The organism is Nitrosarchaeum sp. AC2 (assembly GCF_013407385.1).
GTDB classification, from domain to species: domain Archaea; phylum Thermoproteota; class Nitrososphaeria; order Nitrososphaerales; family Nitrosopumilaceae; genus Nitrosarchaeum; species Nitrosarchaeum koreense.
Map to the genome: position 1 here is coordinate 260,194 of NZ_CP030847.1, position 21,801 is coordinate 281,994.

The following is a 21,801-nucleotide window of genomic DNA, read 5'->3' on the forward strand; positions in this document are numbered from 1 at the left end:
GATTTGACCGAATTCATGTAATTTTCTAATATTGAGTTTTAAAATTATATCTAACATAAGGAAGATGACTTCAAGGAATTTGCAATTAATTGAAATTAAATCTACCTTATGTTAAACATGTGAAAATATTATTCTAATATATATTGTTGTGAAAATTATCGAAATAATCAAACCTGAATTTTTAGTTTTAATTTTATTTACTTGTAAATACTGTCTGATTAATTATATCATTTTTAGAAGAAAGATTTGAAAAACTGCCTAGTTTTGCATAGTTGTTACAGAAATATCTAAATTCATACTATTAACAACACAATTACCTTGGAATTGCCACGCGGAATGAAAGATTTTGAATATCAAGAAAATGCAAATATTGAACACATTAGAAATCATTTTAAAAAATTGTCTGATCTTTATGGGTTTTCATTTATGGATCCCTCTCCAATAGAATTGTTATCTATTCTAGAAACAAAGTCAGGACCTGCAATCAGAGATGAAATTTATTATTTTAAGGACAAAGGAGACAGAGAAGTAGCATTACGTTTTGACTTTACTGTAGGCTTGACAAGATATGCTTCTATGCAAAAATCAATGAGATTGCCTGCAAAAATATCTGCATTTGGTGGGGTGTTTCGATATGATGAACCTCAAAAGGGACGATATCGCTATTTTCATCAATGGGATATAGAAATTTATGGAAAACCTGGATTGGAGTCTGATGCTGAAATTATTGAATTAACATCTAGGTTATTTGATTCATTATTGCTCAAAAATATTACAATTGATATCAATCATAGAAATTTAGTTGAATCATTTATCAATCAAACATTTGATTCAAAAGATACTGCTTTAGTATCTGATATGCTCAGAGCAATCGATAAAATACAAAAGAAATCAAAGCAAGACATTCTAAATGAATTCAAGGACAGATACGATGAAAGCAAATTAGAAAAAATTCTAGAATTTTCACAAATCAAAGGAAATATTTTGGAAATAGAATCAAAAATTGATACAACAAATTTAGAATCATGGGATGAACTAAAGCAATTATTCTCTTCTTTAGAAAACAGAGGGGTAGCAAATATACGCATAAATTTTGGAATAGTTAGAGGACTGGATTATTATTCCGGAATGGTCTTTGAGGTATTTGACAAAAATTCAAAATTGGGTGCACTAGCTGGTGGAGGTCGCTATGATTCATTGACAAAAGCATTTGGAAGAGATGACATTGGAGCTGCAGGTGTTGCAGGAGGTGTAGAACGCATAATACTTACAATGCAAGAACAAGGAATCGTTGCAGAAACAAAACAAAAACGTATTTCAGTTTTGTACATTAATGAAGATATGCAAAAGGTAGCAATTAGTATTGCATCATTACTAAGATTAAACAATATTTCTACTGATATTGATTTATCTGGGAAAAATTTGAAAAAGCAAATTGAACAAGCATCTGAATCAAAATATTGTATTATAGTAGCTCCTAAAGAACTTGAACAAAGTAAAGTTGTTTTACGAAACATGCAAGATGGAACAGAATCTCAAATTGAAATTGAAAAACTTACAGATGACCCAAAATCAATTCTTAATTTAGAAATGCTCTAGTTAACATCATAATTTCAGGACCGCTAGTCAAGGATCCAACAACTACCGTATGATTATTCACAACAATTCCTGACATAACATATGGAATACCATTATTAATGGTGGTTTGTTCTATTTTTACGCCCATTATATTTCCAAATGTCTTCATGTCTTCTTCATCAGCTTCTGGGTGAATTGCAGCACCCGAATTATTTGCAACCATTACTGCTCCTGTTTGATTAAACCCTGCGATTCTTTTTTGCAAAACTTCTACTCCTAATACCTGTTCAATTGTCTTACAATCATCTTTTGATAACCATGGTGATACTATGGCCCCTTTATCATTTGCACAAATCACATTACCAAGTGCAGAGTATTTTGAATCCAATACGCCAATTTCCATCTTTGTTTCTTTTTTTAGAAATTCATATTCATCCATATATGCAGTCTTTGGAAGTAGAATTCCGTTGTTATTCATTACGATTAATGCTCCTAAAAGACGAGTATTTGCAACAGAAGAATAAATAATTTCAGTCTTTAGATATTCTGCAAGTTTTTCAGCTTTGGTTTGAGCAAAACCCATAGGAAGCAAAAGAAAATCATCATTTGCGTTTATGTAAACGCCAATGTTTGGACCTCTATACACATCAAATTTGATAATATCCATTTTTTGTAATTATTCTTCAAACGATATGAACGTAAGGAAATTTTAAATGAAAACGAGCGCAGGTCTTTTATTATAGTTAAGTTTAGTCTCGACTAATTTTGTCTAGCTTTAAATAATATCTCAAAGAAAGTTGATCTATGCCAATAGCAGAAAATTTTCCAGAAGGATTGAAACCAATTGGAAAAATTAGTCACTCAGATGGCCAAAACTTTCATTGGGTTTGGGGTCCTGGTAAAACAAAAAATACTGACGGATCACAAGCTGAAGTATTTGCTGATGCCGATGTTGTAGCTGCTTATGCTGCTCGTGGTGAAAAACAAGTCCCATTAGGCATTAGTGGTACTATGGTTGCAGTCGATTGGGATTCTTGCGTTGCAGATGGTGCATGTATTGAAGCATGTCCAGTACAAGTTTTTCAGTGGTATAGGACAGAAAAAGACATTCCAAATACAGAAGCAATAAACGCAACTTTTGCTGGAACTGGAAGTTCAGTTAAAGAAGAACGAAAAGATCTAACTGATAAAGCCGATCCAATCCGAGAACATGATTGCATTTGGTGTATGGCATGCGTTTCTGTTTGCCCTCCTCAAGCTATCAAAGTTGATCAATCAAACTTGGAAGCTCATGAGAAAGCTGCAGGAACTTATGTGAAAATAGAAGCAGGTACTGCTAATCCACATGCACACGATTAGATTTTTTATTCAATTTTCTTTATTATAATTCCATATTTTTAGTTAAAATCTTTAGAAAATTAAGATCTACTGTAGTTTAGTCTCAACTAATTTTGTCTAGATTTAAATAATATTCAGATCAATGTTTTGTATGGCAGATTTAGTAATACCGGAAGATTTTTGTCACGACCAAAAACCAGTCGGAAAAACTAGTCATGGAAATGGCGAGAACTTTCATTGGATTTGGGGCAAAGGAAATCCAGACGGTGCAGCATTTTCAAATGAAGATGTAAAAGCCGCGTATGAAGCTAGAGGAGAAGAACAAGTTCCTCTTGGTATTCATGGTACAACAGTTGCAGTCGATTGGGATTCTTGTATTGCAGCTGGATCATGCATGAGTGTATGTCCAGTTCAAACATTTCAGTGGTATAGAACCGAACAAGATATTCCAGCTAAAGATGTAGTTGGTAAAGTCTTTGAAGGTACTGGAAAAACTGAACAAGATGAACGATTAGATCATACTGACAAATCACAACCAATTCGAGAACATGATTGTACAGTTTGTATGGCTTGTCAGGAAATATGTCCTACAGGTGCTATTAGAATTGAACAAGCAAACTTGGAATGGCATGAGAAAGCAGCTGGTACATTTGTTAAAATGACTGGTGGCGGAAACCCACACGCACACGATTAAAGAAATTAATTTCTTTTTTCTTATTTTTCTATGATTTTATTTTCAATACTCAACAAATTTTAATCACTGTTATTCATCACTTCTTGCAGAGGTCGCCTAGCTCGGTAGGGCGCGGGCCTTGAGAGCCTGTGTGCGCAAGCACCCGGGGGTTCAAATCCCTCTCTCTGCGTTTTTATTTTTCTAATTTTCCTAGTTCAGCTAACATAGCTGTTAACTGAATCTCAGGATTTGCCCCAACTAAAATTCTATAATCATATTTTGCAATCACTTCTAAAATATCTGAAATATTATCATGTTTTGTTTTGAATACTGCAGAATTTAGATACTTTAGAAAATCTGATTCTGACATTCCATAAACTTTAGTTAATTCAATCATCTTCTCTCTTGCATCTACAATTTTTCCAGATAATGCCATTTTTAGAACAATATCTACATCACTAGTTTTTGTCAATCCAGCTGATGATTTTACATTTTCTTCTGAAATCTCACCTATGCTTGCAGTTGCTTGCATCAGATTAATTGCATGTCTAAGATCTCCTTCAGAATAATCGTAAATTGCTTTTAGTCCTTTTTTATCGCTTTTTACTTTCTCTTTTTTAGCTATATTTTCTAGATGGTTAATTACATCCTCTTCAGGAATAGATGTAAACTTGAAGGTGGCACATCTGCTTTGAATAGGATCAATGATTTTTGAGATATTGTTTGCAATTAGGATAAATCTGCAATATTTTGCAGTATCTTCTATTATTCGTCTTAGTGCTGTTTGTGCATCAGATGTCATCTCATCTGCCTCATCAAGAATAATTATCTTAAATGGTACATCTACCATTCCTGCAAATCTTGAAAACTTTTTTACTTTTTCTCTAACCATACCTATACCTCGTTCATCTGAGGCATTTAGTTCAAGAGTATAGTCTTTAGCATATTCCCCAAGAATTTGTCTAGATATGCATAAGGCTGTTGTAGTCTTACCTACTCCGGCAGAACCTGAAAACATTAGATGCGGCATATCTGTAGGGTCTTTAATTAGAGCTTCTAGACTACCGATAATTTCTTTTTGATTTACTATTTCTGAAAGCTTTGAGGGGCGATACTTTTCCACCCACATGCCTGTTGATAACATGTGATCTTCTGGTCTAATTCCCACTAATAAATCGAAATTAATAGGATCAATTGATCTAACAAAATAGTGAATAGAATTGATCGATCCATTACATCAGGATCTTATGAATAGATAGTGATCTTACGATGGAAATAGATAAGATAGAAAAACTGCATTCTATTGGATATAGCCTAAAGGATGCTAAAGTCAGCATAAATCATGATATTAAATTCAATGTTGCAGGTGTTAAAATTAATGGCACTCAAGGTGAAGTCTTGAATCTGCCTTTATGGATAGGTAAAATTCTAGCCCAAAACAAACTTGCTTCACTTGAAAAACCGGATATGATTACTGAGCTTAAACAGGCATTATCAAAAGAAAAGATGGTTGGAGAATATCAAATGTCTACACTTGATCCTCACTTTTACATAAAATTAAAAGAATCCATGAAAGACTTGAATCGTGATGATTTTAATCATGTTGAAAGTATGATGTTAGAATTGTTTAGAATGAGACGAGGCAAACTTGTAAAAATCGCAGATTCAACAAAACTTAATTCTGAATTATATAATAAATTAACAATCGAAGAAAATATTTTCTTTAAAACAATTCACGATAATAGTATAGAATTTGAAAAACAAATCCGAGGAGACTTAAATGAGCAGAGTTCAAACTAGTACTTTTACTGATTCAGCATTATCTGATAAGGTCAAAGAATTTCTAACAAGATTCAAGGATAAATTTGGAAATTACAAGTATGTAGAACAAATTGACGAAATGATGCCAAAGAATGCAAAATTTATCATTGTAGATTATAATGATCTTGTAATAGAGCCTGAAATTGAACATATCTTTTCAACTGATCCTGATAGAGTTCTAAATGCATTCTCAAGAGCAATCAAAGAAGCACTCCAAACAAGATTTCCTGATTATGCAGAAAAAATTAAAGATGAAGTTCGTGTAAGACTTGTAAATTATCCTCTTCAAAGGAGTTTAAGGCAAATTAATGCTGAAACTATTGGAAATATTTCTAGTGTTTCAGGTATGGTTGTTAGAGCTTCAGAAGTAAAACCTCTTGCAAAAGAATTGGTCTTTGTATGTCCTGATGAACATCAAACTAAAGTTATTCAACTAAAAGGAATGGATGTAAAAATTCCAATAGTTTGTGATAACCCAAGTTGTAAACACAGAGATTTTGAATTAAAGCCAGAAGCTAGTAAATTCATAGATTTTCAAATTCTTAGATTACAAGAACTTCCAGAAGATCTTCCTCCCGGCCAATTACCTCATTATATTGACGTTACAATTAGGCAAGATCTTGTAGATAATGCAAGACCGGGTGATAGAATTATCCTTACTGGTATAGTGAGAGTAGAGCAAGAATCTATTGCAGGAATAACTCGAGGTCACAGTGGATTATATCGATTACGAATAGAGGGAAACAATATTGAATTTTTAGGAGGTAGAGGTTCTAAAACTTCGCGTAAAATTGAGAGAGAAGAAGTATCTCCTGAAGATGAAAAGATGATCAAAACACTTGCTCAAAGTCCTAATGTATATCAGAGATTGATTGATTCTTTTGCACCGCATATCCAAGGACAATCTCTAATCAAAGAAGCTATTTTGTTATTGATTGTAGGTTCAACTCAAAGATTACTTGGTGATGGAAGTAAGATTAGAGGTGACATCAACGTATTTCTTGTTGGTGATCCTGGTACTGCAAAAAGTGAGATGCTAAAATTTTGTGCAAGAATTGCTCCAAGAGGACTATATACATCAGGTAGAGGTTCAACAGCAGCAGGTCTTACTGCTGCTGTAGTACGTGATAAAACAGGAATTATGATGTTAGAAGCAGGAGCTGTTGTACTTGGTGATCAAGGTCTTGTATGTATTGATGAATTTGATAAAATGAAACCAGAAGACAGAAGTGCATTGCATGAAGTTATGGAGCAACAATCTGCAAGTATTGCAAAGGGTGGTATTGTTGCCACATTAAACGCAAGAACATCAATTTTAGCAGCTGCTAACCCAATGTATGGAAAATACGACCCTTTCAAAAATATCACAGAAAATGTAAATCTACCAATTCCACTATTGACTAGATTTGACTTAATTTTTGTTGTACGTGATATCCCTGGAAGGGAAAAAGACGAAAAAATTGCAAGACACATAATTGAATTGCATACACCTCAAGGAACTGACAAACGTTCAGTAATTGATGTTGATATTCTAACAAAATATCTCTCATATGCAAAACGTTCTAGTCCCGATTTAACAAAAGAAGCTGAAGAAAAAATCTTGGAATACTATCTCCAAATGAGAAATGTAGAATCTGAAGAAATGATTACAGTAACACCTAGACAACTAGAGGGAATTATCAGACTTTCAACCGCAAGAGCAAGATTGCTTATGAAAGATAAAGTAGAGGAAGAAGATGCTGAGAGAGCCATATTTCTGATTCAAAGCATGCTTCAAGATGCAGGTGTTGATGTTAATACCGGTAAAGTTGATCTTGGAGTTTTGCAAGGAAGACCGAGAAGTGAAGTATCTAAGATGCAGTTGTTTATGGATGTTTTAAAATCAATGGAAGGTGACAATAAAGTTGCAGTTGAAGAACGAGCTTTTGTCAAAGAACTAGAAAAGACAGAAAAATTCACTGAAGAGGAAGCACGAAACTATATTCGAAGAATGCTCCGCGAAGCATCTATTTATGAATCAAAACCCGGTCATTATAACCGAGTATGAAAATAGAAAAACTAGATCTTCTTAAACCTGCAATTGATTTTTTATTGTCTGAAGGATTTTCCAAATTATATCCACCACAAGCAGATTGTATTGATGCTGGACTTCTCGATGGAAAAAGTATATTGGTTTCTGCACCTACTGCGAGTGGTAAAACACTAACTGCAATAATCTCTATGATTAACTATCTTTCAAAAAATACTGGTAAAGTTGTATATCTTAGTCCGTTAAGAGCATTAGCTTCTGAAAAATTTACTGAATTTAAAAAACTAGAAAAAATTGATTTAGGAAAAAAAATTAGAGTGGGTATATCCACTGGTGATTTTGAAAATATTGAAAAAAATCTTGAAAAAAATAATGTGCTAGTTTTAACAAATGAAAAAATGGATTCTATAATTCGTCATGGTGCTGAATGGATTGATGAAATTGGATTAGTTATTGCAGATGAGATTCATCTTATTGGAGATGAAAGTAGAGGACCAACATTGGAGATGATCTTAACAAAACTAAAACTATTAGAATCTAAACCTCAAATTTTAGGTCTTAGTGCAACAATAACAAATTCTGATGAACTTGCAAATTGGCTCGATTGTAAACTTATAAAAAATGACTGGCGGCCTGTCCCGCTATCTGAAGGAGTGTATGATGCAGGAGGAGTGATAATGAATAATGGTAAAAAATTTGAGGTTGAGCCTAGTATTCGTGGAATTCCTATTGATTTGGGTGTGCAATCTGTAAAAGACGGCGGTCAATCATTAGTTTTTGCAGAAACTAGAACACGTTCAAAAGCTCTTGCAACAAAAGCTGCTGATATTATATCACAATTTTTAGAAAAAAACGAATCTGAAGAATTAGAAAAAGTTTCAAAAAAAATACTCTCAAATAATGAACATACTGAATTAGTAAAAACACTTGCAACACTAATAAAAAAAGGAGTTGCATTTCATCATGCTGGATTAAATCAAAACTGTAGACAAACAATAGAAACTGAATTTCGTAAAGGTACCATCAAATTATTATCTTCTACTCCTACATTAGCTGCTGGTGTAAATCTTCCTGCAAGGAGAGTTGTTATTTCTAATATCAATAGATATAATGCAAAAGTTGGTGCAAACAGACCAATTAGTATCCTAGAGTACAAACAACTTTGTGGTAGAGCTGGAAGACCGCAATATGATGACTATGGTGAATCGATAATTGTTGGAAATGGAAATAGTGAAGATCTAATGGAGTATTATGTTCATGGAGAACCAGAACCAATTTTATCAAAAATCACTGATGATAAGTCATTAAGAACACATGTGTTAAGCGTAATTGTAACAAGTCCAGGAATTAAAAAAGAAAACATTTTAGAGTTTTTTTTGCAAACGTTGGGTGGATTACAATCTAGAAAAGCAACTATGAAATTTGCCATTGATATATCCTTAAGGTTTCTAACTAGTGCATTTTTAATCATTAAAAAAGGTGAGAGATATGCTGCTACAGAGTTTGGAAAAAAGACTTCGATGTTGTATATTGATCCATTAACTGCAACTTACTTTAGGGATGCAATTGAAAATGTATCTAAAGAAAAAAAACACACTTTTGGATTTTTACATTTAATTTCAAATTGTGAGGAATTTTTCCCTAAATTCTCACTAAGAAATAAAGACTTTGAAACTGCCAGTTTGATGATTGAAAATCATTCTTCAGAGATATTAGAGCTCTTGTCTGAATATGATTGCTCTAGAAGTTTACTTGCTTTACAGGCTTGGATTACAGAATCATCTGAATTATCTCTATCTGATAATCTGGGAATAGAATCTGGTGATATGCATAGGATGGTTGAGACTGCTGATTGGTTAACATATTGTTTACGAGAAATTTCAAAACATGTTGAGCGTGCTGATCTTCTTGATGAATTAGAGAATCTTAGACGACGAATAATTTATGGAATTAAGGAAGAATTGTTAGATTTAGTAAAAGTAAAAGGAATTGGACGTGTGAGAGCAAGAGTGCTATATAAACATGGAATTAAATCTCTTGATGATTTATCAAAGATTCCAGTGAACAAATTAGCAGAAATTGATAAAATTGGTTCAACCATTGCAGATAACATAAAGTCAGAGTTAAAGAAGGTTAGATAGTTGACTGAATTAATCATACCTGCAATCATCTCATGTGTTGTTGCATTTTTTACAGTATTTTTTACAACTCCATATTTGATTAAATTTTTACACAAAAGAAATCTTGCAGTCCAAGATGTGAACAAAAAAGATCATGTAATGATTGTACGACCTGGAGGTCCATCTATACTTGCAGGAATTATAGTATCTGAATTTATTTTATATGGGTTTTTACAAATGAATGAAATTCTTGCAATAATAATTACTAGTTTTATAGCATTTCTAATTGGCTATGTGGATGATAGGAAAGTAATGGGAGGATGGTTTAAACCACTTGCTTTGATATTTGCTGCAGCCCCAATAATTTTCTTTGGTGCATATGATTCCAATCTGTCTTTTCCTTTATTTGGTACAGTCCAAATACCTGCTCTTTATCTTGGATTGATAATTTTCATGATCCCTATCACAGGTAATACCATTAATTCTATTGATGTACTAAACGGAGTAGCTAGCGGTTTTATGATTATTGCAAGTTTTTCCCTTAGTATTGCATTATTTGTTTTACAAAATTATGAAATGGCTATAGTTAGTTTACCATTGGGATTTGTTGCTTTAGCATTTTACAAATATCATAAAATTCCAAGCAAAATATTTCCTGGAGATTCTGGTGCTTTAGCTTTGGGTGGAATGTATGGTGCAATTGCAATAATTGGTCATGTGGAAATTATTGCGGCAATCGCTCTTTTACCTGCAGTAATTAACTCATTTTTGTTCTTATCTAGCATGAAACGAATTGTAGAGCATAGACAAATCAAAGGAAAACCTGTTGAGCATACTGAAGATTTCAAATTAAAGGCAACTAAAGATAAAACTGCTCCTATTACACTAGTACGACTAATTCTAGCAGCAGGGCCATTATCTGAAAAACAAGTTGGCTATGCAATTTTCAAACTTGCTATTTTTTCAGGAATTCTTGCAATAATAACTGCATTTATGACGAGGTTAGTGATTTGAAAATAGGTCTTTTTAGTTTTATCTTTGTTATGTGGGTTTTGATAATTGTTGGTGGAGGAATTTTAGTGATGATTTTAGGTCCTTTTTCGATCTCTGGTTATGGTGAGTTTGATTCATTATTGACATCTATATTCAAAGCCATCATCGCAATTCTTTTGATAATAGTTTGGATTCTGATCTTATCAAAATTAAAAAATTGGATATTTAAAAAAGAAATTAAATTTTAGCTTTCCATCCATTGTCTCTGTTTTTTATCGTATTCTTTACGTGTATATCTTATTGTAGCAGGAACTCCAATGACCACAGAATCTTCTGGAACATTTCTTGTTACCACTGCACCCATAGCAACTACGCTATTCTTACCGATAGTTACACCTGCTTTAATGACAGCTCGTGCTCCTATCACTGCATTATCTTCAATAGTTACCCCTATCATTTTATCACACATTGGATATGGATCATTAGTTAATACTACTGCAGGTCCAATGAATACATTTTTTCCAATTCTTGATAATGGTGGAATGTATGCTTGTCCTTCTATCTTTGTATTTTCTCCAATCTTTACATTATAATCAATATGGACAAGCGAACCTATCTTCACATTATTTCCAATTTCTACATTATCTCCAATATATGAAAAATGCCAGATTTTGACATTGTCTCCTATCTTTGCTTTTTCAGAAATAAAATTTGTAACCAACTATATCACAAATGCCATGGGTTTGCCATAGTAATAATTTTTTCAGGTAAATTTTTCTTATTGTTAGTAAGAAATTCTATCTCTTGCTCCTTATTTCTTAACTCATCAGGTAACATTATTGGAATCTCCTCAATTATGGGATAAAATCTTGAACATTTGGGGCAAAATAACACTCCTTCTGAAACAACATTATTTTTTTCTTTAATTTCATATAGCTCTAAAGGATGATTTTTATCTATAGGGCAAGCTAAAATATCCATCATTGTCTTGTTCATTTTAAATCCAGATAGATTGGTATGCCTTTTTGGCTGGATAAAAGTGCAGCTTCTGCTATTTTTGTTACGTTTACTGCTTGTTGTGAACTTACGATTAGACTGTTTTTTCCTTCAATAGATCCCAAAAAACTTTGAATTTCAAGTAGTAGTGGTTCCTGTTTATCACTTCGCGGTATTTCAGTTTCTTCTTTTTTCTCAATTTTTATTTCCTGGGAAATGAAATCCGATGTAATTATTGCATCAGTACATACTGCAGTAAATGTTCTAACTCTTTTTGGTGTAATCCAATTTGATGAAATAATTGCTACTTTATCATTTTTATATCCTAACATGATACTTGCAAAATCTTCATGTTCATGATTTATTCTACCTGATCTTGCAAAAACTACTTGTGGCATATCATCAAACAACCAATTTGCAGTATCTATGTCATGAACCGATGTATCATAAATAATTCCAACATCTTTGATATGTAAAGGCATTCTATTTTCTCTGTGAAATTCAAGCATTACGAGTTCTCCGTACTTTTTCTCTTTCACAAATTTTTTCACATTGTCTACTGCTGGATTAAATCGTTCTATGTACCCACAAGTTAGTACTAAATTATTTTTTTTGGCCAAATCTGCAATTTTTTGACCATCTTCTGATTTGTATGTCATGGGTTTTTCTACAAACACATGTTTTTTTGCTTCAAGCAATTTTGTTGCAATTTCGGTATGTGTTGAAGTCGGAGTTACTACAAATGCTCCATCAAATTCTTCAAATTTAATCAAATCTTCCAATGAATTATAATGCTTAACTGAATATTTTTCACCGTACTCTTTACTTCTTTCAGCATTAGCATCACAAACTGCTGAAAGAACACCTAGTTGTGATAGAATTCTTGTATGATTTTTCCCCCATCCTCCTGTACCAATCTGAACAATTTTCATCTAATACACCGCAGTTAACCAATCAGAGTAGTTTTGGTTTTTGTTCATTACTATGTCTGTATACTCTTTCATCATTTTTTTAGTAATATGCCCTGGTTTACCGTCACCAATTTTCTTACCATTCATTGAAATTATAGGTGTGATCTCTGCTGCAGTCCCGGTAAGAAAAATTTCATCAGAAATTATTAATTCACTTCTAGATACTTCGGTTTCTGTCACATCAATATTTAGATCCTTTGCGATTTTTATTATTGTATCACGTGTGATTCCATTTAATGCCGATGATGATAACGGCGGTGTGATTAATTGATCTTCTCTTACAATGAAAATATTTTCTCCCGGTGCTTCACTTACATTTCCATTATGATCCAATAGAATTGCTTCATCATATCCACTTCTTTTAGCTTCTTGTGTTGCTATTATTGAATTAAGATAGTTTCCTCCCATTTTTGCTTGTGGTGGATTTGACATGTCTGAGAATTTTCTCCATGACACAACTCCTGCCATAATACCGTTTTTACTAAATAAATCTCCAAACGGGAAAGTAAAAATTGCAACATTAGTTGGTGCTTTTTCTGTAACGTGTAAATTTATTCCATAATCTCCTACAAAATAAAATGGTCTAATATAGCAGGATTTTTTTATTTTATTTTTTTCACAAATTCCAATTATTGCATTGCTAATGACTTGATCTGAAAAATTAAGTGAAATGTTATAAAATTGGCCTGATTTTCTAAATCGCTTTACATGTTCGTCTAACCTAAAAATAAAAAGATTTTTTCCATTCCAATATGCTCGAATTCCTTCAAAAACAGAAGTTCCATAATGAATTGCATGAGTTGTAATTGGAACTTTGGCTTTATCTAAAGTTGTAAATTTTCCATCAAACCAAACATATTTTGAAATAGGAAGACTCACAAAAAATCACCGATATATCAGTAATTAATCTATTTGGGAATATTCTTCTTGCTATTTTCTCTAAAATCTAAAATTCGTACATAATTTTGATAATTAAATTTGGCAAGTGTACTCATTTTTCATAAGTTCTTGAATAATTCTTGTTTTCACATGATTTTTAATTTGATAAATCTGATATTTTTTAGACAATAAATATTTGGAGCTAAAAATACTAAAAATATGAGATCTGATCTTACAAATCGGTTTTTTTCTTTTTCAAAATATTTTAAAATTGTATTCTCAACATCACCCATTTTGTGTAATTTTTTTAATTTCACCTGTAGAAATTCTAGTAATTTGCCAATTCTATTATGGCAGCAAAGAAAAAAGCAGCAGCTAAAAAAACAACTAAAAAGGCTTCAAAAAAGAAATAATCTTTTGAAGCTTGTTTTATTTTTTCCAATCTAAATTTTTATAAAATATTCGTATTTTGAATGATTTAATCTGACCATCCTTCTTTTGGAAATTTCATTCCCAAAACTCGAGTTGTTCTGTCCTCAGAATCTGAAAATTTTTTAATTACTTCCCAATTTTCTTCAATTATTTGTTGGACACTTTGTGGAACATCGTTTTTCCAATTTGTTGCTTTACCTAATGCTGAATTATAGATATTTTCTTTAACCGTTGTTGCTGATAATGTTCTTCTTTGTCCTATCTTTGGTTTTAATCTGTATAATTTGAGCATGTACCCTTCTGTTTTGTCTCCTGTATATGAGAAAAAATCACCTTGTACATTTTTTAGTATTTGCTTTCGTAACTCCCATGATTTTGGCGATAATAATGGTGGCATGTATTTTTTAAATGGTGCAAAAAAAGTGTAGTCTTCTGTTATTGTAATAGAATCTCCAAAAATGGATGTCAACATTTTTTTTCTAATTTCAAAATTAAATGGAAAGCTTTTACTGTTGATTTCCGTTTTATCTGATTTGAAAATAACAGGCATAATTTTAACAATGTCTGCTTTATTTTTTAATTCATTTATGATTTCAACATGTGCATTAGTGACAGGATTTAGATGTGCTAGGTACAGAGCAGTAATCAATTACATTAACTAGAAAAATGTCATATTTCAATGATTGACTTTCTTAAAAATGGGAACGATGGGATTTGAACCCATGATCTCCAGCACCCGAGGCTGGCAGTATACCAAGCTAACCTACATCCCCGAAGTTTAGAATTGCTAGGTGATTTTATTTCTTTAAAAAGTTGTTTAACCGTATGATTCGTACTTTACTTCAAAGCTTCCATCTGCACGTTTATCATGTTCTGTAACAAATCCTTTTGGTTTTAGGAAATCCATTACGCCGTCAATTGTTCCTTGCCAACCACAGACATAAAACATTGTATTTTCTTTTGTAATTTTATCTTCAATCAATTCTTCTAATGGTGAAATTCCATTATCTCTTGGTCTAAGAAATGTTTCAACCCTTCCAACTTGACCTGCCCATGATCTGTTAAACCATTCTTGTGGTCTACTTATAGCTGCTCTATATTTAAAATTCCATTGATCTTTTCCTTTTGCTATACTTTCATTTTCTAAATCTGTTAGCAATTCTTTATAGCTTAGCTCATCAACATAACTTGCACCATGTAAAACAATTATCTCACGTTTATCTCCAATAGCATGTAGGTGTTGTGCAAAACTTACAAATGGTGCTAGACCTGTTCCTCCTCCTATACAAATAATTCTTCTATTGTCTTTTTCTCCGTTTGGCAGTGTTTCATTTATCAAAAGTGCTCTACCTGTAGGCTTTAACCATAAAATTTCATCACCTTCTTTGGCATTGAATAACTGTGTGGTTAATCTACCTGGAAGTGGTTTTCTTACCCATCTAATTACAAGCTCTACATACTTTTTATTTTCAGGATGTGACGCAATTGAATATGCTCTTCTAACAATTTTTCCACCTTCTACAGGATTTGGTAAACCTAATGTGATAAACTGACCTGCCTGATAATCTGGAACAGGTCCATCTTTTGGTACTAATCTAATAATTACAAGGTCTTCCTTAAGTAACTGAACATAGGTGATGGTTGCTTTGTTATCTACTACCATAACGTTACATCCATCCTAATTATGGTTAAATATCTTGTGTTAATTTCACACTTATGTTTTTTTTGACCGCTAAACGTTAATAACCAATTTGAAAAACGTAATTCGATCAGTTTACTGATTATTGGGCCGATCGTCTAGTCTGGTAGGATGGGTGCATGGCATGCATCAGATCGAGGGTTCAAATCCCTTTCGGTCCACTTTCTTTTCTTATCCTTACAAGCAATCTCTTCAACTCTGAATCTTGTTGTTTAGACAATTCTTTAATTTCACTCTCTGACAATGAATATCCAAGATCAATAATTGCTTGTAATGCACTTTTTCTAACTTCCAAATTAGAGTCGGACAGACAATCATAAATTGCTTCTTTAGCTTCTTTTGCATTAAGAAATCCTAATGCTCCCAGAGCACATGCTTTTACCATTGAACTTTGATCATCTAATAGATTAATGATTTCTGATATTGCATTAGTGTCATTTCGATTAGCTATTACTAAAGCTGTGTATCCTCTAATGTTTTTATTTTGAGATTTCAAATTATTTACCAATAAATCTGAAATATTATTTTCATTTAATACTAGTGCACTAAAAGCTTCTCCTCTCACTTTAATATCGACATCATCTAATTTTGAAATTATTTTTTGTATAATTTCTATATTATTTGTACTAGAAAGAAATTCAAGATTTTTAATTTTTTCTTCAACAGTTCCTGAATCTAAAATTTCTATGATATTTTTCATATTATTCATTAAAATCCCCAGATCTAGTTAATAATGGTTCAATATTTTTCATAAAATTTTATCTAGAATCAAAAATTCCCTTTTAGCTTTAAATTATCGTTAAATACCGAACTTCTTATGTCAAACGAATCCAGAAACACCATATTCATTGGTAAGAAACCATTGATGGCATATGTAACATCAACGCTAATTCAATTGGCAAACTTACCCTCCGTCTACATCAAAGCTAGAGGTCTAAGCATTGGTCGTGCTGTGGATGTAGCTCAAATCATTGCAAGAAAGACAGAAAATGCTGGATACTCTATTGGAGAAATAAAAATAGGCTCCGAATCATTAGAGTCACAAGACGGTAGAACCAGAAACGTTTCAACAATAGAAATTGAAGTAAAGAGAAACGGTTGATAACTGTACTTTACTTGAAATTTTTTATTTTATTCTCTTTTTGAAAATCTATATCTCTTTTCTAATTTTTGGAATTTTGGTAATTCTACAAGATCATTGAACTGATCAAAATTTACAACTTTTTGTTTAGATTTCCTTGTAGTTCCTGACTTTTTCAATTCTTTTAAAATGTTCATAGTTGCAAAAGTATTAGCAAATAATACTGAAAGTGGATATAAAATAATTTTAAATCCTAATTTATGTAATATTTCTGCTGACATTATAGGAGTTGTACCTCCCTCTATCATGTTTGCTACAAGAGGTGCTTTGATGGATTTTCCAATTATTTTCATTTCTTCTAATGATCTAGGTGCTTCAATAAACACTGCATCTGCCCCTGTTTTTTTATTTTGTAATCCACGTTCTATTGCTGCATCTAATCCTTCTGTAGCTCTTGCATCAGTCCTTGCAACAATTATGAAATCTTTACTTTGCCTTGCATCTATAGCTGCCCCCAATTTTTCGGTGTATTCTTCTTGTGATATCACTTCTTTTCCTTGCATATGTCCACATCTCTTTGGCCATCTTTGGTCTTCTAGAAAAATCCCTGATGCACCTGCTGATTCTAACTCCCTTACCAATTTCCAAACACTTAATGCATTACCATAACCCGTATCTGAATCAACTATTACTGGAACTGAAACGGCTCTACATATTCTTCTTGCATTATCTAATGTTTCAGTTGCTCCAATGAAACCATAGTCTGGCATTCCAAATAATGTAGCTGAAGTTCCATATCCTGTTTGAAACATAGCTTCAAACCCTACTTTTTCTGCAATTTTTGCTCCAATTGCATCATACACACCTGGAATTACAAGTGGCTTGTTTGTTTTTAGCATATTTTTCAAATTTTTCATGCTATACCTTTTAGATAGAATTATTTATGATTTTAAAAATATTAAAAATGATATAAACAATCCTATTCTATTTTGATTTCTTTTCCTTTTTTGATCATTTTTTTCTCATCTATTTTCTTTAATTCTGATTCTAAGAATTTTCTATATTTCTCAGTTTCCTCATTTGTCATATTGGCAAAATTAGAGCCAAGAATTGAACCAATTATGGACATCTTTTCTAACAAATCCGTTGCAACAAATCTTCCTACATTTCCTAGTCTAAAAAGAACATCTAATTGCTTTCTAACAATTTCATTTACTTTGTCAACGTCTTCTGCTGTCTCTATCCCTTTTTTTGTTAGTTGGTACTTTCCATCTTTAGTTTCTTCAATAAGATCTTCATCAAGTAATCTTCCCAATAACGGATAGATCAAACCAGGTGAAGGTTTCCATATACCGTTACTTTGTTCTACAGCGTAATCTATGATCTCTTTTCCAGTATGTGCTTTCTTTTTTAGAAGTTCTAAAATAAAATATCTTGAAAATCCTCTAGGTATTGAACTCCCTACTCTTTGAAACCATTCTGAAATCATGATCAATAATATCACTAGTGATATATAATAATTTTTTGAAATCTACGCTCATTACTACATATTTAACCCGCCTTTTAGGTAGTCACTCTGTCAAAATGGTCGAATCTCTTGAATTTGATTTGATAATCTGCGGGTCAGGATTGGCTGGTCTAAGAGCAGCTATAGAAGCAGCAAGGAAAAATTCAAAAATCAAAATTGGAATTGTTTCAAAACTCCAAGTTATGCGTTCTCATTCTGTATCTGCAGAAGGTGGAACAGCAGCTGTACTTTTTGAAGATGAAGGTGATACTATTGAATCTCATATTTATGATACAGTGAAAGGAAGTGATTTTCTTGCTGATCAAGACGTTGCTGAGAGACTTTGTGTGGAGATGCCAAAAGAAATTTATCAATTGGATCATTGGGGAATGCCTTGGTCTAGACGAAAAGATGGAAGAATAGGACAAAGAAATTTTGGTGGTTATAGTTTTCCAAGAGCTACATATGCGTCTGATAAAGTTGGTTTCTTTGAAATGCAAACTTTGTATGATACATGTCAAAAATTTGAAAATATTGAATATCTCAATGAATGGTTTGCAACATCAATTATTCATGATGGAAAACGATTTATGGGAATTACTGCAATTGAACTTTCATCTGGTACATTTTATTCAATTAAAGGTAAAGCTCTAATCATTGCAACTGGTGGAGCTGGAAGATTGTACAGTTTCTCAACTTATGCACTATCTTCAACTCCAGATGGTTTGGATATGGCATTACGTGCAGGCATGGCACTCAAAGATATGGAATTTGTTCAATTTCATCCAACTGGAATTTTGCCTTCAGGAATATTGATTACTGAAGGTGCAAGGGGTGAGGGAGGATATTTGTTAAATAACAAAGGTGAAAGATTTATGAAAAAATATGCTGGTGAAAAAATGGAATTAGCTCCACGTGATATTGTTTCAAGAGCTATGATGACAGAAATGAGTGAAGGACGTGGATTCAAACATGAAACTGGCGTTAATTGCATGAAACTTGATTTACGACATCTTGGAGATGAAAAAATTAAAGAAAAATTAGGTGGTATCAGAGAAATTTCTATTAAATTTTCAGGATTAGATCCTTCAACTGACATACTTGATGTTAGACCTGTATGTCATTATATGATGGGTGGAATTCATACTGATATTGATGGTGCAACTGAACTTCAAGGTGTGTGGGCTGCAGGTGAGGCAGCATGTAACAGTGTTCATGGTTCAAATCGACTTGGAGCAAATTCTACTTCTGAGTGTATAGTTTGGGGTAAAATCACAGGCAGTTTAGCAGTTGATTATATTGAAAAAAATAACTTGACTACTTCCTGGCCTCATCATTTAGTTGCAGCCGAGGAAAAAAGAATCTATGATGGAATATTTCGAGGTAATGGTGATGCTAATCCATATGAGGTTAAACAAGAACTAACTGATATTATGAATGATAAAGCATATGTTTTCAGAAACGAAAAGAATCTTGTCGAAGGACTAAAAAAAATACGTCAACTAAAAGAACAAACTTGGAAGCATGTCGATGACAAAGCAAATGAATACAATACTAACTTTTCAAATGTGATGGAACTCGATTCAATGTTTCGTGTTGCAGAAATTGTTTTGCTTGGAGCTATTAATAGAAAAGAATCACGTGGTGCACATGCAAGAACTGATTATCCTAAACGTGATGATGCAAACTTTTTACATCATACTCTCGCCTATTATGATCCTAAAGAACCAATTATGAAAACACATCCGGTAACAATTACTAAATATCAACCAGTTGAGAGGAAATACTAGATGACTAATCAAGATGAACACAAAGAGGGCATTGGTGGAATGATCAATCCTCGAAGATATGGTATCGAAAGAGTAGCATATCTATTAATGAGATTAAGTGGGTTGGGATTATTGGCATATTTTATCGGTCACATCTATGAAACTAGTTCAATTTTAAAAGGTCAAGTTGGATGGAATGAATTTCTTGCTTTAACACAAACCAACGAAGGACATGCTATTTTAGCAATAGTTATCGCAATGTGTGTTTTCCACACTGTCAATGGAATTAGAGTGATGCTTGGACATGGAGGAGTTGGAGTAGGTAAACCTGCTAGACCTGATTATCCATACATTCCAGCCTCTCAAAACATTAGACACAAAATGGGAATTTATTCTGCAATAATTCTTGCTGCAATTGCGATGATGTATGGACTTGCGGTAATGTTTGGTGAATAAAATGAGAGAAAGTATTATTATGAAAATTCATTATGGAACTGCTCTAGCTGCCGTGGCATTAGTAGCAGTTCACATATTGATGCGTCTAACACAAGGATTTGCAGAATCTTTGGAATATGAAAGTGTAATTGCAAACTACAAATTCTTACCATATGCGGGTATGCTTGAAATCATCTTAATCCTACTATCTATTCACGGTTTTAATGGGTTAAGAGTAATTCTACTAGAATTGAAGCAAGGAAGAAAATATGAAAAGGCAGTTTCATATGGATGTGTTGTTGCTATGATTGCATTAATTGCATATGGTTCACGAACAATAATAATGGTTAATACGGGGATGATGTAGATGGCACAGGAATCTAGTTTGACAGAAAAAAATACTATGAAAAAAATCACTTTACGTATTGCAAGGTTTAATCCTGCAAATGATGATGCCAAAAAATTTATGGAATTTAATATTTCATACGAAAAATGGACAACTGTATTAGAAGCAATTCTTGATGTTAAGCAACATTTTGATCATTCTATTGCAGTTAGATATTCTTGCAGACAAGCTACTTGTGGTTCATGTGGGATGATTATTAATGGAAAACCTAGATTGGCATGTTTTACAAAAATCAGCGAGCTGAATTCAAATGTTGTAACCGTTGAACCAATGAATAACTTTCCAATCATTCGTGATCTTGCAGTAAAGTTTGAACGACTATTTGATACTCATCATAAAGTAAAACCATACCTGATACGTGATGATACTGAAATTTCAAGTAGCACAAAAGAATTTCTTCAAACTCCTGAAGAGCTAGAACAATACATCCAATTCTCAAATTGTATTAAATGTGGATTATGCAATTCGGCATGTCCTACAATGGCAACAGACTCTTCGTTTGTAGGTCCTCAGGCATTAGCCCAAGCATATCGATATGTCGCTGATAGTAGGGATAAAGGAAAAGACGAACGCCTAAAAATTATTGATGACTCTCATGGTATCTGGAGATGTCATTTTGCAGGCTCTTGTAGTCAAGTATGCCCAAAAGGAGTAGATCCAGCCATGGGCATCCAATTACTCCGTGGTTATATGTTGGGATTTAGAAGCTAAATCTTCTTTTTTGGATTAGGACTATTATTTACCTGATTGTTAATCTGTTCTGCCATAAAGTGATTTGAGACATTTACTTTAACATCATCAATTCCATCTACCTTCAAAAGATTATCATGTATATCTTGACAGATTTTAAATCCAAAAACTGCTGGACAAAATGGACTAGTTAGATGCAAATCTACTTTCACGTTATTACTATTGATATCGACTTCATCAATTAATTCTAAATCGGTAATTGATGTATTGATTTCAGGATCTACAATCTTTGATAGCTCATCAAAAATTTTCACTCTAAGTTGTTTGATATCTAGACTCATGGAGAAAAAAGCGTTGATGCTATATATAACCATTCTAGAATAT

Annotated in this window: 25 protein-coding genes and 3 tRNA genes; 15 read left to right on the forward strand and 13 right to left on the reverse strand. The window is 32.7% G+C overall.

The window, feature by feature from the left end; genetic code table 11:
• Nucleotides 1–318 precede the first annotated feature (318 nt).
• Entirely contained in the window at nt 319–1,599 is a 1,281-nt protein-coding gene (gene hisS, locus DSQ20_RS01440) for a histidine--tRNA ligase (RefSeq protein WP_179365786.1), read from the forward strand.
• Here hisS and DSQ20_RS01445 read toward each other — a convergent pair.
• Nucleotides 1,580–2,245 carry a translation initiation factor IF-6 gene (locus DSQ20_RS01445; RefSeq protein WP_007549583.1) on the reverse strand — a complete coding sequence of 222 codons (666 nt, stop codon included), beginning with the start codon at nt 2,243–2,245 and terminating at the stop codon, nt 1,580–1,582. The genes hisS and DSQ20_RS01445 overlap by 20 nt on opposite strands.
• A 137-nt stretch (nt 2,246–2,382) precedes the next feature.
• Here DSQ20_RS01445 and DSQ20_RS01450 point away from each other — a divergent pair, with 137 nt between their 5' ends.
• The 3 genes from DSQ20_RS01450 (at nt 2,383) to DSQ20_RS01460 (ending at nt 3,779) form a co-directional block, all read left to right on the forward strand.
• Complete coding sequence (locus DSQ20_RS01450) at nt 2,383–2,937, forward strand: ferredoxin family protein (protein ID WP_007549584.1); 555 nt, start codon at nt 2,383–2,385, stop codon at nt 2,935–2,937.
• A 130-nt stretch (nt 2,938–3,067) separates the two neighbouring features.
• A complete protein-coding gene (locus tag DSQ20_RS01455) occupies nt 3,068–3,610 on the forward strand; it encodes a ferredoxin family protein (RefSeq protein ID WP_179365787.1) in 543 nt (180 codons plus the stop codon).
• A gap of 85 nt (nt 3,611–3,695) precedes the next feature.
• Nucleotides 3,696–3,779: transfer RNA gene (locus tag DSQ20_RS01460), tRNA-Ser, on the forward strand.
• Nucleotides 3,780–3,782: 3 nt separating this feature from the next.
• Here the strand turns inward: DSQ20_RS01460 and DSQ20_RS01465 are convergent.
• The gene (locus DSQ20_RS01465) at nt 3,783–4,733 is read right to left on the reverse strand and encodes a replication factor C small subunit (protein ID WP_179366285.1); all 951 of its coding nucleotides are present in this window, start codon (nt 4,731–4,733) and stop codon (nt 3,783–3,785) included.
• Between the two features lie 125 nt (nt 4,734–4,858).
• Between DSQ20_RS01465 and DSQ20_RS01470 the strand changes: the two genes are divergently transcribed.
• Genes DSQ20_RS01470 through DSQ20_RS01490 form a run of 5 tightly spaced genes read left to right on the forward strand, consistent with a single transcriptional unit; the run spans nt 4,859 to nt 10,800 of the window.
• Nucleotides 4,859–5,389: a hypothetical protein gene (locus DSQ20_RS01470; protein ID WP_007549589.1), complete on the forward strand. Its 531-nt coding sequence runs from the start codon at nt 4,859–4,861 to the stop codon at nt 5,387–5,389.
• The gene (locus DSQ20_RS01475; RefSeq protein WP_179365788.1) at nt 5,370–7,457 is read left to right on the forward strand and encodes a minichromosome maintenance protein MCM; all 2,088 of its coding nucleotides are present in this window, start codon (nt 5,370–5,372) and stop codon (nt 7,455–7,457) included. Before DSQ20_RS01470 ends, DSQ20_RS01475 begins: the two co-directional genes overlap by 20 nt.
• Nucleotides 7,454–9,580, forward strand: coding sequence for a DEAD/DEAH box helicase (locus DSQ20_RS01480; protein WP_179365789.1), 2,127 nt, complete (start codon nt 7,454–7,456; stop codon nt 9,578–9,580). Before DSQ20_RS01475 ends, DSQ20_RS01480 begins: the two co-directional genes overlap by 4 nt.
• The gene (locus DSQ20_RS01485) at nt 9,581–10,573 is read left to right on the forward strand and encodes a glycosyltransferase 4 family protein (RefSeq protein ID WP_179365790.1); all 993 of its coding nucleotides are present in this window, start codon (nt 9,581–9,583) and stop codon (nt 10,571–10,573) included.
• Nucleotides 10,570–10,800 (forward strand): hypothetical protein, encoded by a 231-nt coding sequence (locus DSQ20_RS01490; protein WP_255458288.1) that lies wholly within the window; start codon nt 10,570–10,572, stop codon nt 10,798–10,800. The genes DSQ20_RS01485 and DSQ20_RS01490 overlap by 4 nt, the downstream gene beginning before the upstream one ends.
• Here DSQ20_RS01490 and DSQ20_RS01495 read toward each other — a convergent pair.
• The 7 genes from DSQ20_RS01495 to DSQ20_RS01525 form a co-directional block, all read right to left on the reverse strand.
• Nucleotides 10,797–11,273, reverse strand: coding sequence for an acyltransferase (locus tag DSQ20_RS01495; protein ID WP_179365791.1), 477 nt, complete (start codon nt 11,271–11,273; stop codon nt 10,797–10,799). The two genes, DSQ20_RS01490 and DSQ20_RS01495, sit on opposite strands and share 4 nt — an antisense overlap.
• 5 nt (nt 11,274–11,278) lie before the next feature.
• The gene (locus DSQ20_RS01500; protein ID WP_179365792.1) at nt 11,279–11,548 is read right to left on the reverse strand and encodes a Trm112 family protein; all 270 of its coding nucleotides are present in this window, start codon (nt 11,546–11,548) and stop codon (nt 11,279–11,281) included.
• Entirely contained in the window at nt 11,545–12,480 is a 936-nt protein-coding gene (locus DSQ20_RS01505; protein WP_179365793.1) for a Gfo/Idh/MocA family protein, read from the reverse strand. The genes DSQ20_RS01500 and DSQ20_RS01505 overlap by 4 nt, the downstream gene beginning before the upstream one ends.
• On the reverse strand, nt 12,481–13,398 hold the full coding sequence (locus tag DSQ20_RS01510) for a branched-chain amino acid transaminase (protein WP_179365794.1): 918 nt from the start codon (nt 13,396–13,398) through the stop codon (nt 12,481–12,483).
• 478 nt (nt 13,399–13,876) lie between these two features.
• On the reverse strand, nt 13,877–14,479 hold the full coding sequence (locus tag DSQ20_RS01515) for a hypothetical protein (protein ID WP_007549602.1): 603 nt from the start codon (nt 14,477–14,479) through the stop codon (nt 13,877–13,879).
• A gap of 50 nt (nt 14,480–14,529) precedes the next feature.
• A tRNA-Pro gene (locus tag DSQ20_RS01520) sits at nt 14,530–14,603 on the reverse strand.
• Nucleotides 14,604–14,647: 44 nt separating this feature from the next.
• Entirely contained in the window at nt 14,648–15,493 is an 846-nt protein-coding gene (locus tag DSQ20_RS01525) for an FAD-binding oxidoreductase (RefSeq protein WP_007549603.1), read from the reverse strand.
• 123 nt (nt 15,494–15,616) lie between these two features.
• Here DSQ20_RS01525 and DSQ20_RS01530 point away from each other — a divergent pair.
• Nucleotides 15,617–15,690 (forward strand) — tRNA-Ala (locus DSQ20_RS01530).
• Here the strand turns inward: DSQ20_RS01530 and DSQ20_RS01535 are convergent.
• Nucleotides 15,672–16,229 carry a HEAT repeat domain-containing protein gene (locus DSQ20_RS01535; protein ID WP_179366287.1) on the reverse strand — a complete coding sequence of 186 codons (558 nt, stop codon included), beginning with the start codon at nt 16,227–16,229 and terminating at the stop codon, nt 15,672–15,674. The two genes, DSQ20_RS01530 and DSQ20_RS01535, sit on opposite strands and share 19 nt — an antisense overlap.
• A 117-nt stretch (nt 16,230–16,346) precedes the next feature.
• Here DSQ20_RS01535 and DSQ20_RS01540 point away from each other — a divergent pair, with 117 nt between their 5' ends.
• Nucleotides 16,347–16,631 carry a DNA-binding protein gene (locus tag DSQ20_RS01540; protein WP_048109332.1) on the forward strand — a complete coding sequence of 95 codons (285 nt, stop codon included), beginning with the start codon at nt 16,347–16,349 and terminating at the stop codon, nt 16,629–16,631.
• Nucleotides 16,632–16,660: 29 nt separating this feature from the next.
• Here DSQ20_RS01540 and DSQ20_RS01545 read toward each other — a convergent pair whose 3' ends face one another.
• Nucleotides 16,661–17,509, reverse strand: a complete 849-nt coding sequence (locus DSQ20_RS01545) for an oxaloacetate decarboxylase (protein WP_007549606.1) — start codon at nt 17,507–17,509, stop codon at nt 16,661–16,663.
• 80 nt (nt 17,510–17,589) lie between these two features.
• Nucleotides 17,590–18,099 carry a PadR family transcriptional regulator gene (locus DSQ20_RS01550; RefSeq protein ID WP_179365795.1) on the reverse strand — a complete coding sequence of 170 codons (510 nt, stop codon included), beginning with the start codon at nt 18,097–18,099 and terminating at the stop codon, nt 17,590–17,592.
• A 95-nt stretch (nt 18,100–18,194) separates the two neighbouring features.
• Between DSQ20_RS01550 and DSQ20_RS01555 the strand changes: the two genes are divergently transcribed.
• The 4 genes from DSQ20_RS01555 to DSQ20_RS01570 are packed head-to-tail and all read left to right on the forward strand — an operon-like array spanning nt 18,195 to nt 21,438.
• Nucleotides 18,195–19,907, forward strand: coding sequence for a succinate dehydrogenase/fumarate reductase flavoprotein subunit (locus tag DSQ20_RS01555; RefSeq protein ID WP_007549608.1), 1,713 nt, complete (start codon nt 18,195–18,197; stop codon nt 19,905–19,907).
• On the forward strand, nt 19,908–20,342 hold the full coding sequence (locus tag DSQ20_RS01560) for a succinate dehydrogenase (RefSeq protein ID WP_007549609.1): 435 nt from the start codon (nt 19,908–19,910) through the stop codon (nt 20,340–20,342). It abuts the gene before it with no gap.
• Nucleotide 20,343: 1 nt separating this feature from the next.
• Nucleotides 20,344–20,688, forward strand: coding sequence for a succinate dehydrogenase (locus tag DSQ20_RS01565; RefSeq protein ID WP_048109335.1), 345 nt, complete (start codon nt 20,344–20,346; stop codon nt 20,686–20,688).
• A complete protein-coding gene (locus DSQ20_RS01570) occupies nt 20,689–21,438 on the forward strand; it encodes a succinate dehydrogenase/fumarate reductase iron-sulfur subunit (RefSeq protein ID WP_179365796.1) in 750 nt (249 codons plus the stop codon). It abuts the gene before it with no gap.
• Here the strand turns inward: DSQ20_RS01570 and DSQ20_RS01575 are convergent.
• Nucleotides 21,435–21,758, reverse strand: coding sequence for a metal-sulfur cluster assembly factor (locus DSQ20_RS01575; protein WP_007549614.1), 324 nt, complete (start codon nt 21,756–21,758; stop codon nt 21,435–21,437). The two genes, DSQ20_RS01570 and DSQ20_RS01575, sit on opposite strands and share 4 nt — an antisense overlap.
• Nucleotides 21,759–21,801: the final 43 nt, after the last annotated feature.

Bases quoted from the DNA above. Each gene is read 5' to 3' on its own strand.
- DSQ20_RS01445 (WP_007549583.1), bottom strand. From the start codon at position 2,245: ATGGATATTATCAAATTTGATGTGTATAGAGGTCCAAACATTGGCGTT.
- DSQ20_RS01450 (WP_007549584.1), top strand. From the start codon at position 2,383: ATGCCAATAGCAGAAAATTTTCCAGAAGGATTGAAACCAATTGGAAAA.
- DSQ20_RS01455 (WP_179365787.1), top strand. From the start codon at position 3,068: ATGGCAGATTTAGTAATACCGGAAGATTTTTGTCACGACCAAAAACCA.
- DSQ20_RS01465 (WP_179366285.1), bottom strand. From the start codon at position 4,733: ATGTTATCAACAGGCATGTGGGTGGAAAAGTATCGCCCCTCAAAGCTT.
- DSQ20_RS01470 (WP_007549589.1), top strand. From the start codon at position 4,859: ATGGAAATAGATAAGATAGAAAAACTGCATTCTATTGGATATAGCCTA.
- DSQ20_RS01475 (WP_179365788.1), top strand. From the start codon at position 5,370: ATGAGCAGAGTTCAAACTAGTACTTTTACTGATTCAGCATTATCTGAT.
- DSQ20_RS01480 (WP_179365789.1), top strand. From the start codon at position 7,454: ATGAAAATAGAAAAACTAGATCTTCTTAAACCTGCAATTGATTTTTTA.
- DSQ20_RS01500 (WP_179365792.1), bottom strand. From the start codon at position 11,548: ATGAACAAGACAATGATGGATATTTTAGCTTGCCCTATAGATAAAAAT.
- DSQ20_RS01505 (WP_179365793.1), bottom strand. From the start codon at position 12,480: ATGAAAATTGTTCAGATTGGTACAGGAGGATGGGGGAAAAATCATACA.
- DSQ20_RS01525 (WP_007549603.1), bottom strand. From the start codon at position 15,493: ATGGTAGTAGATAACAAAGCAACCATCACCTATGTTCAGTTACTTAAG.
- DSQ20_RS01535 (WP_179366287.1), bottom strand. From the start codon at position 16,229: ATGAAAAATATCATAGAAATTTTAGATTCAGGAACTGTTGAAGAAAAA.
- DSQ20_RS01540 (WP_048109332.1), top strand. From the start codon at position 16,347: ATGTCAAACGAATCCAGAAACACCATATTCATTGGTAAGAAACCATTG.
- DSQ20_RS01545 (WP_007549606.1), bottom strand. From the start codon at position 17,509: ATGCTAAAAACAAACAAGCCACTTGTAATTCCAGGTGTGTATGATGCA.
- DSQ20_RS01550 (WP_179365795.1), bottom strand. From the start codon at position 18,099: ATGATTTCAGAATGGTTTCAAAGAGTAGGGAGTTCAATACCTAGAGGA.
- DSQ20_RS01555 (WP_007549608.1), top strand. From the start codon at position 18,195: ATGGTCGAATCTCTTGAATTTGATTTGATAATCTGCGGGTCAGGATTG.
- DSQ20_RS01560 (WP_007549609.1), top strand. From the start codon at position 19,908: ATGACTAATCAAGATGAACACAAAGAGGGCATTGGTGGAATGATCAAT.
- DSQ20_RS01565 (WP_048109335.1), top strand. From the start codon at position 20,344: ATGAGAGAAAGTATTATTATGAAAATTCATTATGGAACTGCTCTAGCT.
- DSQ20_RS01570 (WP_179365796.1), top strand. From the start codon at position 20,689: ATGGCACAGGAATCTAGTTTGACAGAAAAAAATACTATGAAAAAAATC.
- DSQ20_RS01575 (WP_007549614.1), bottom strand. From the start codon at position 21,758: ATGAGTCTAGATATCAAACAACTTAGAGTGAAAATTTTTGATGAGCTA.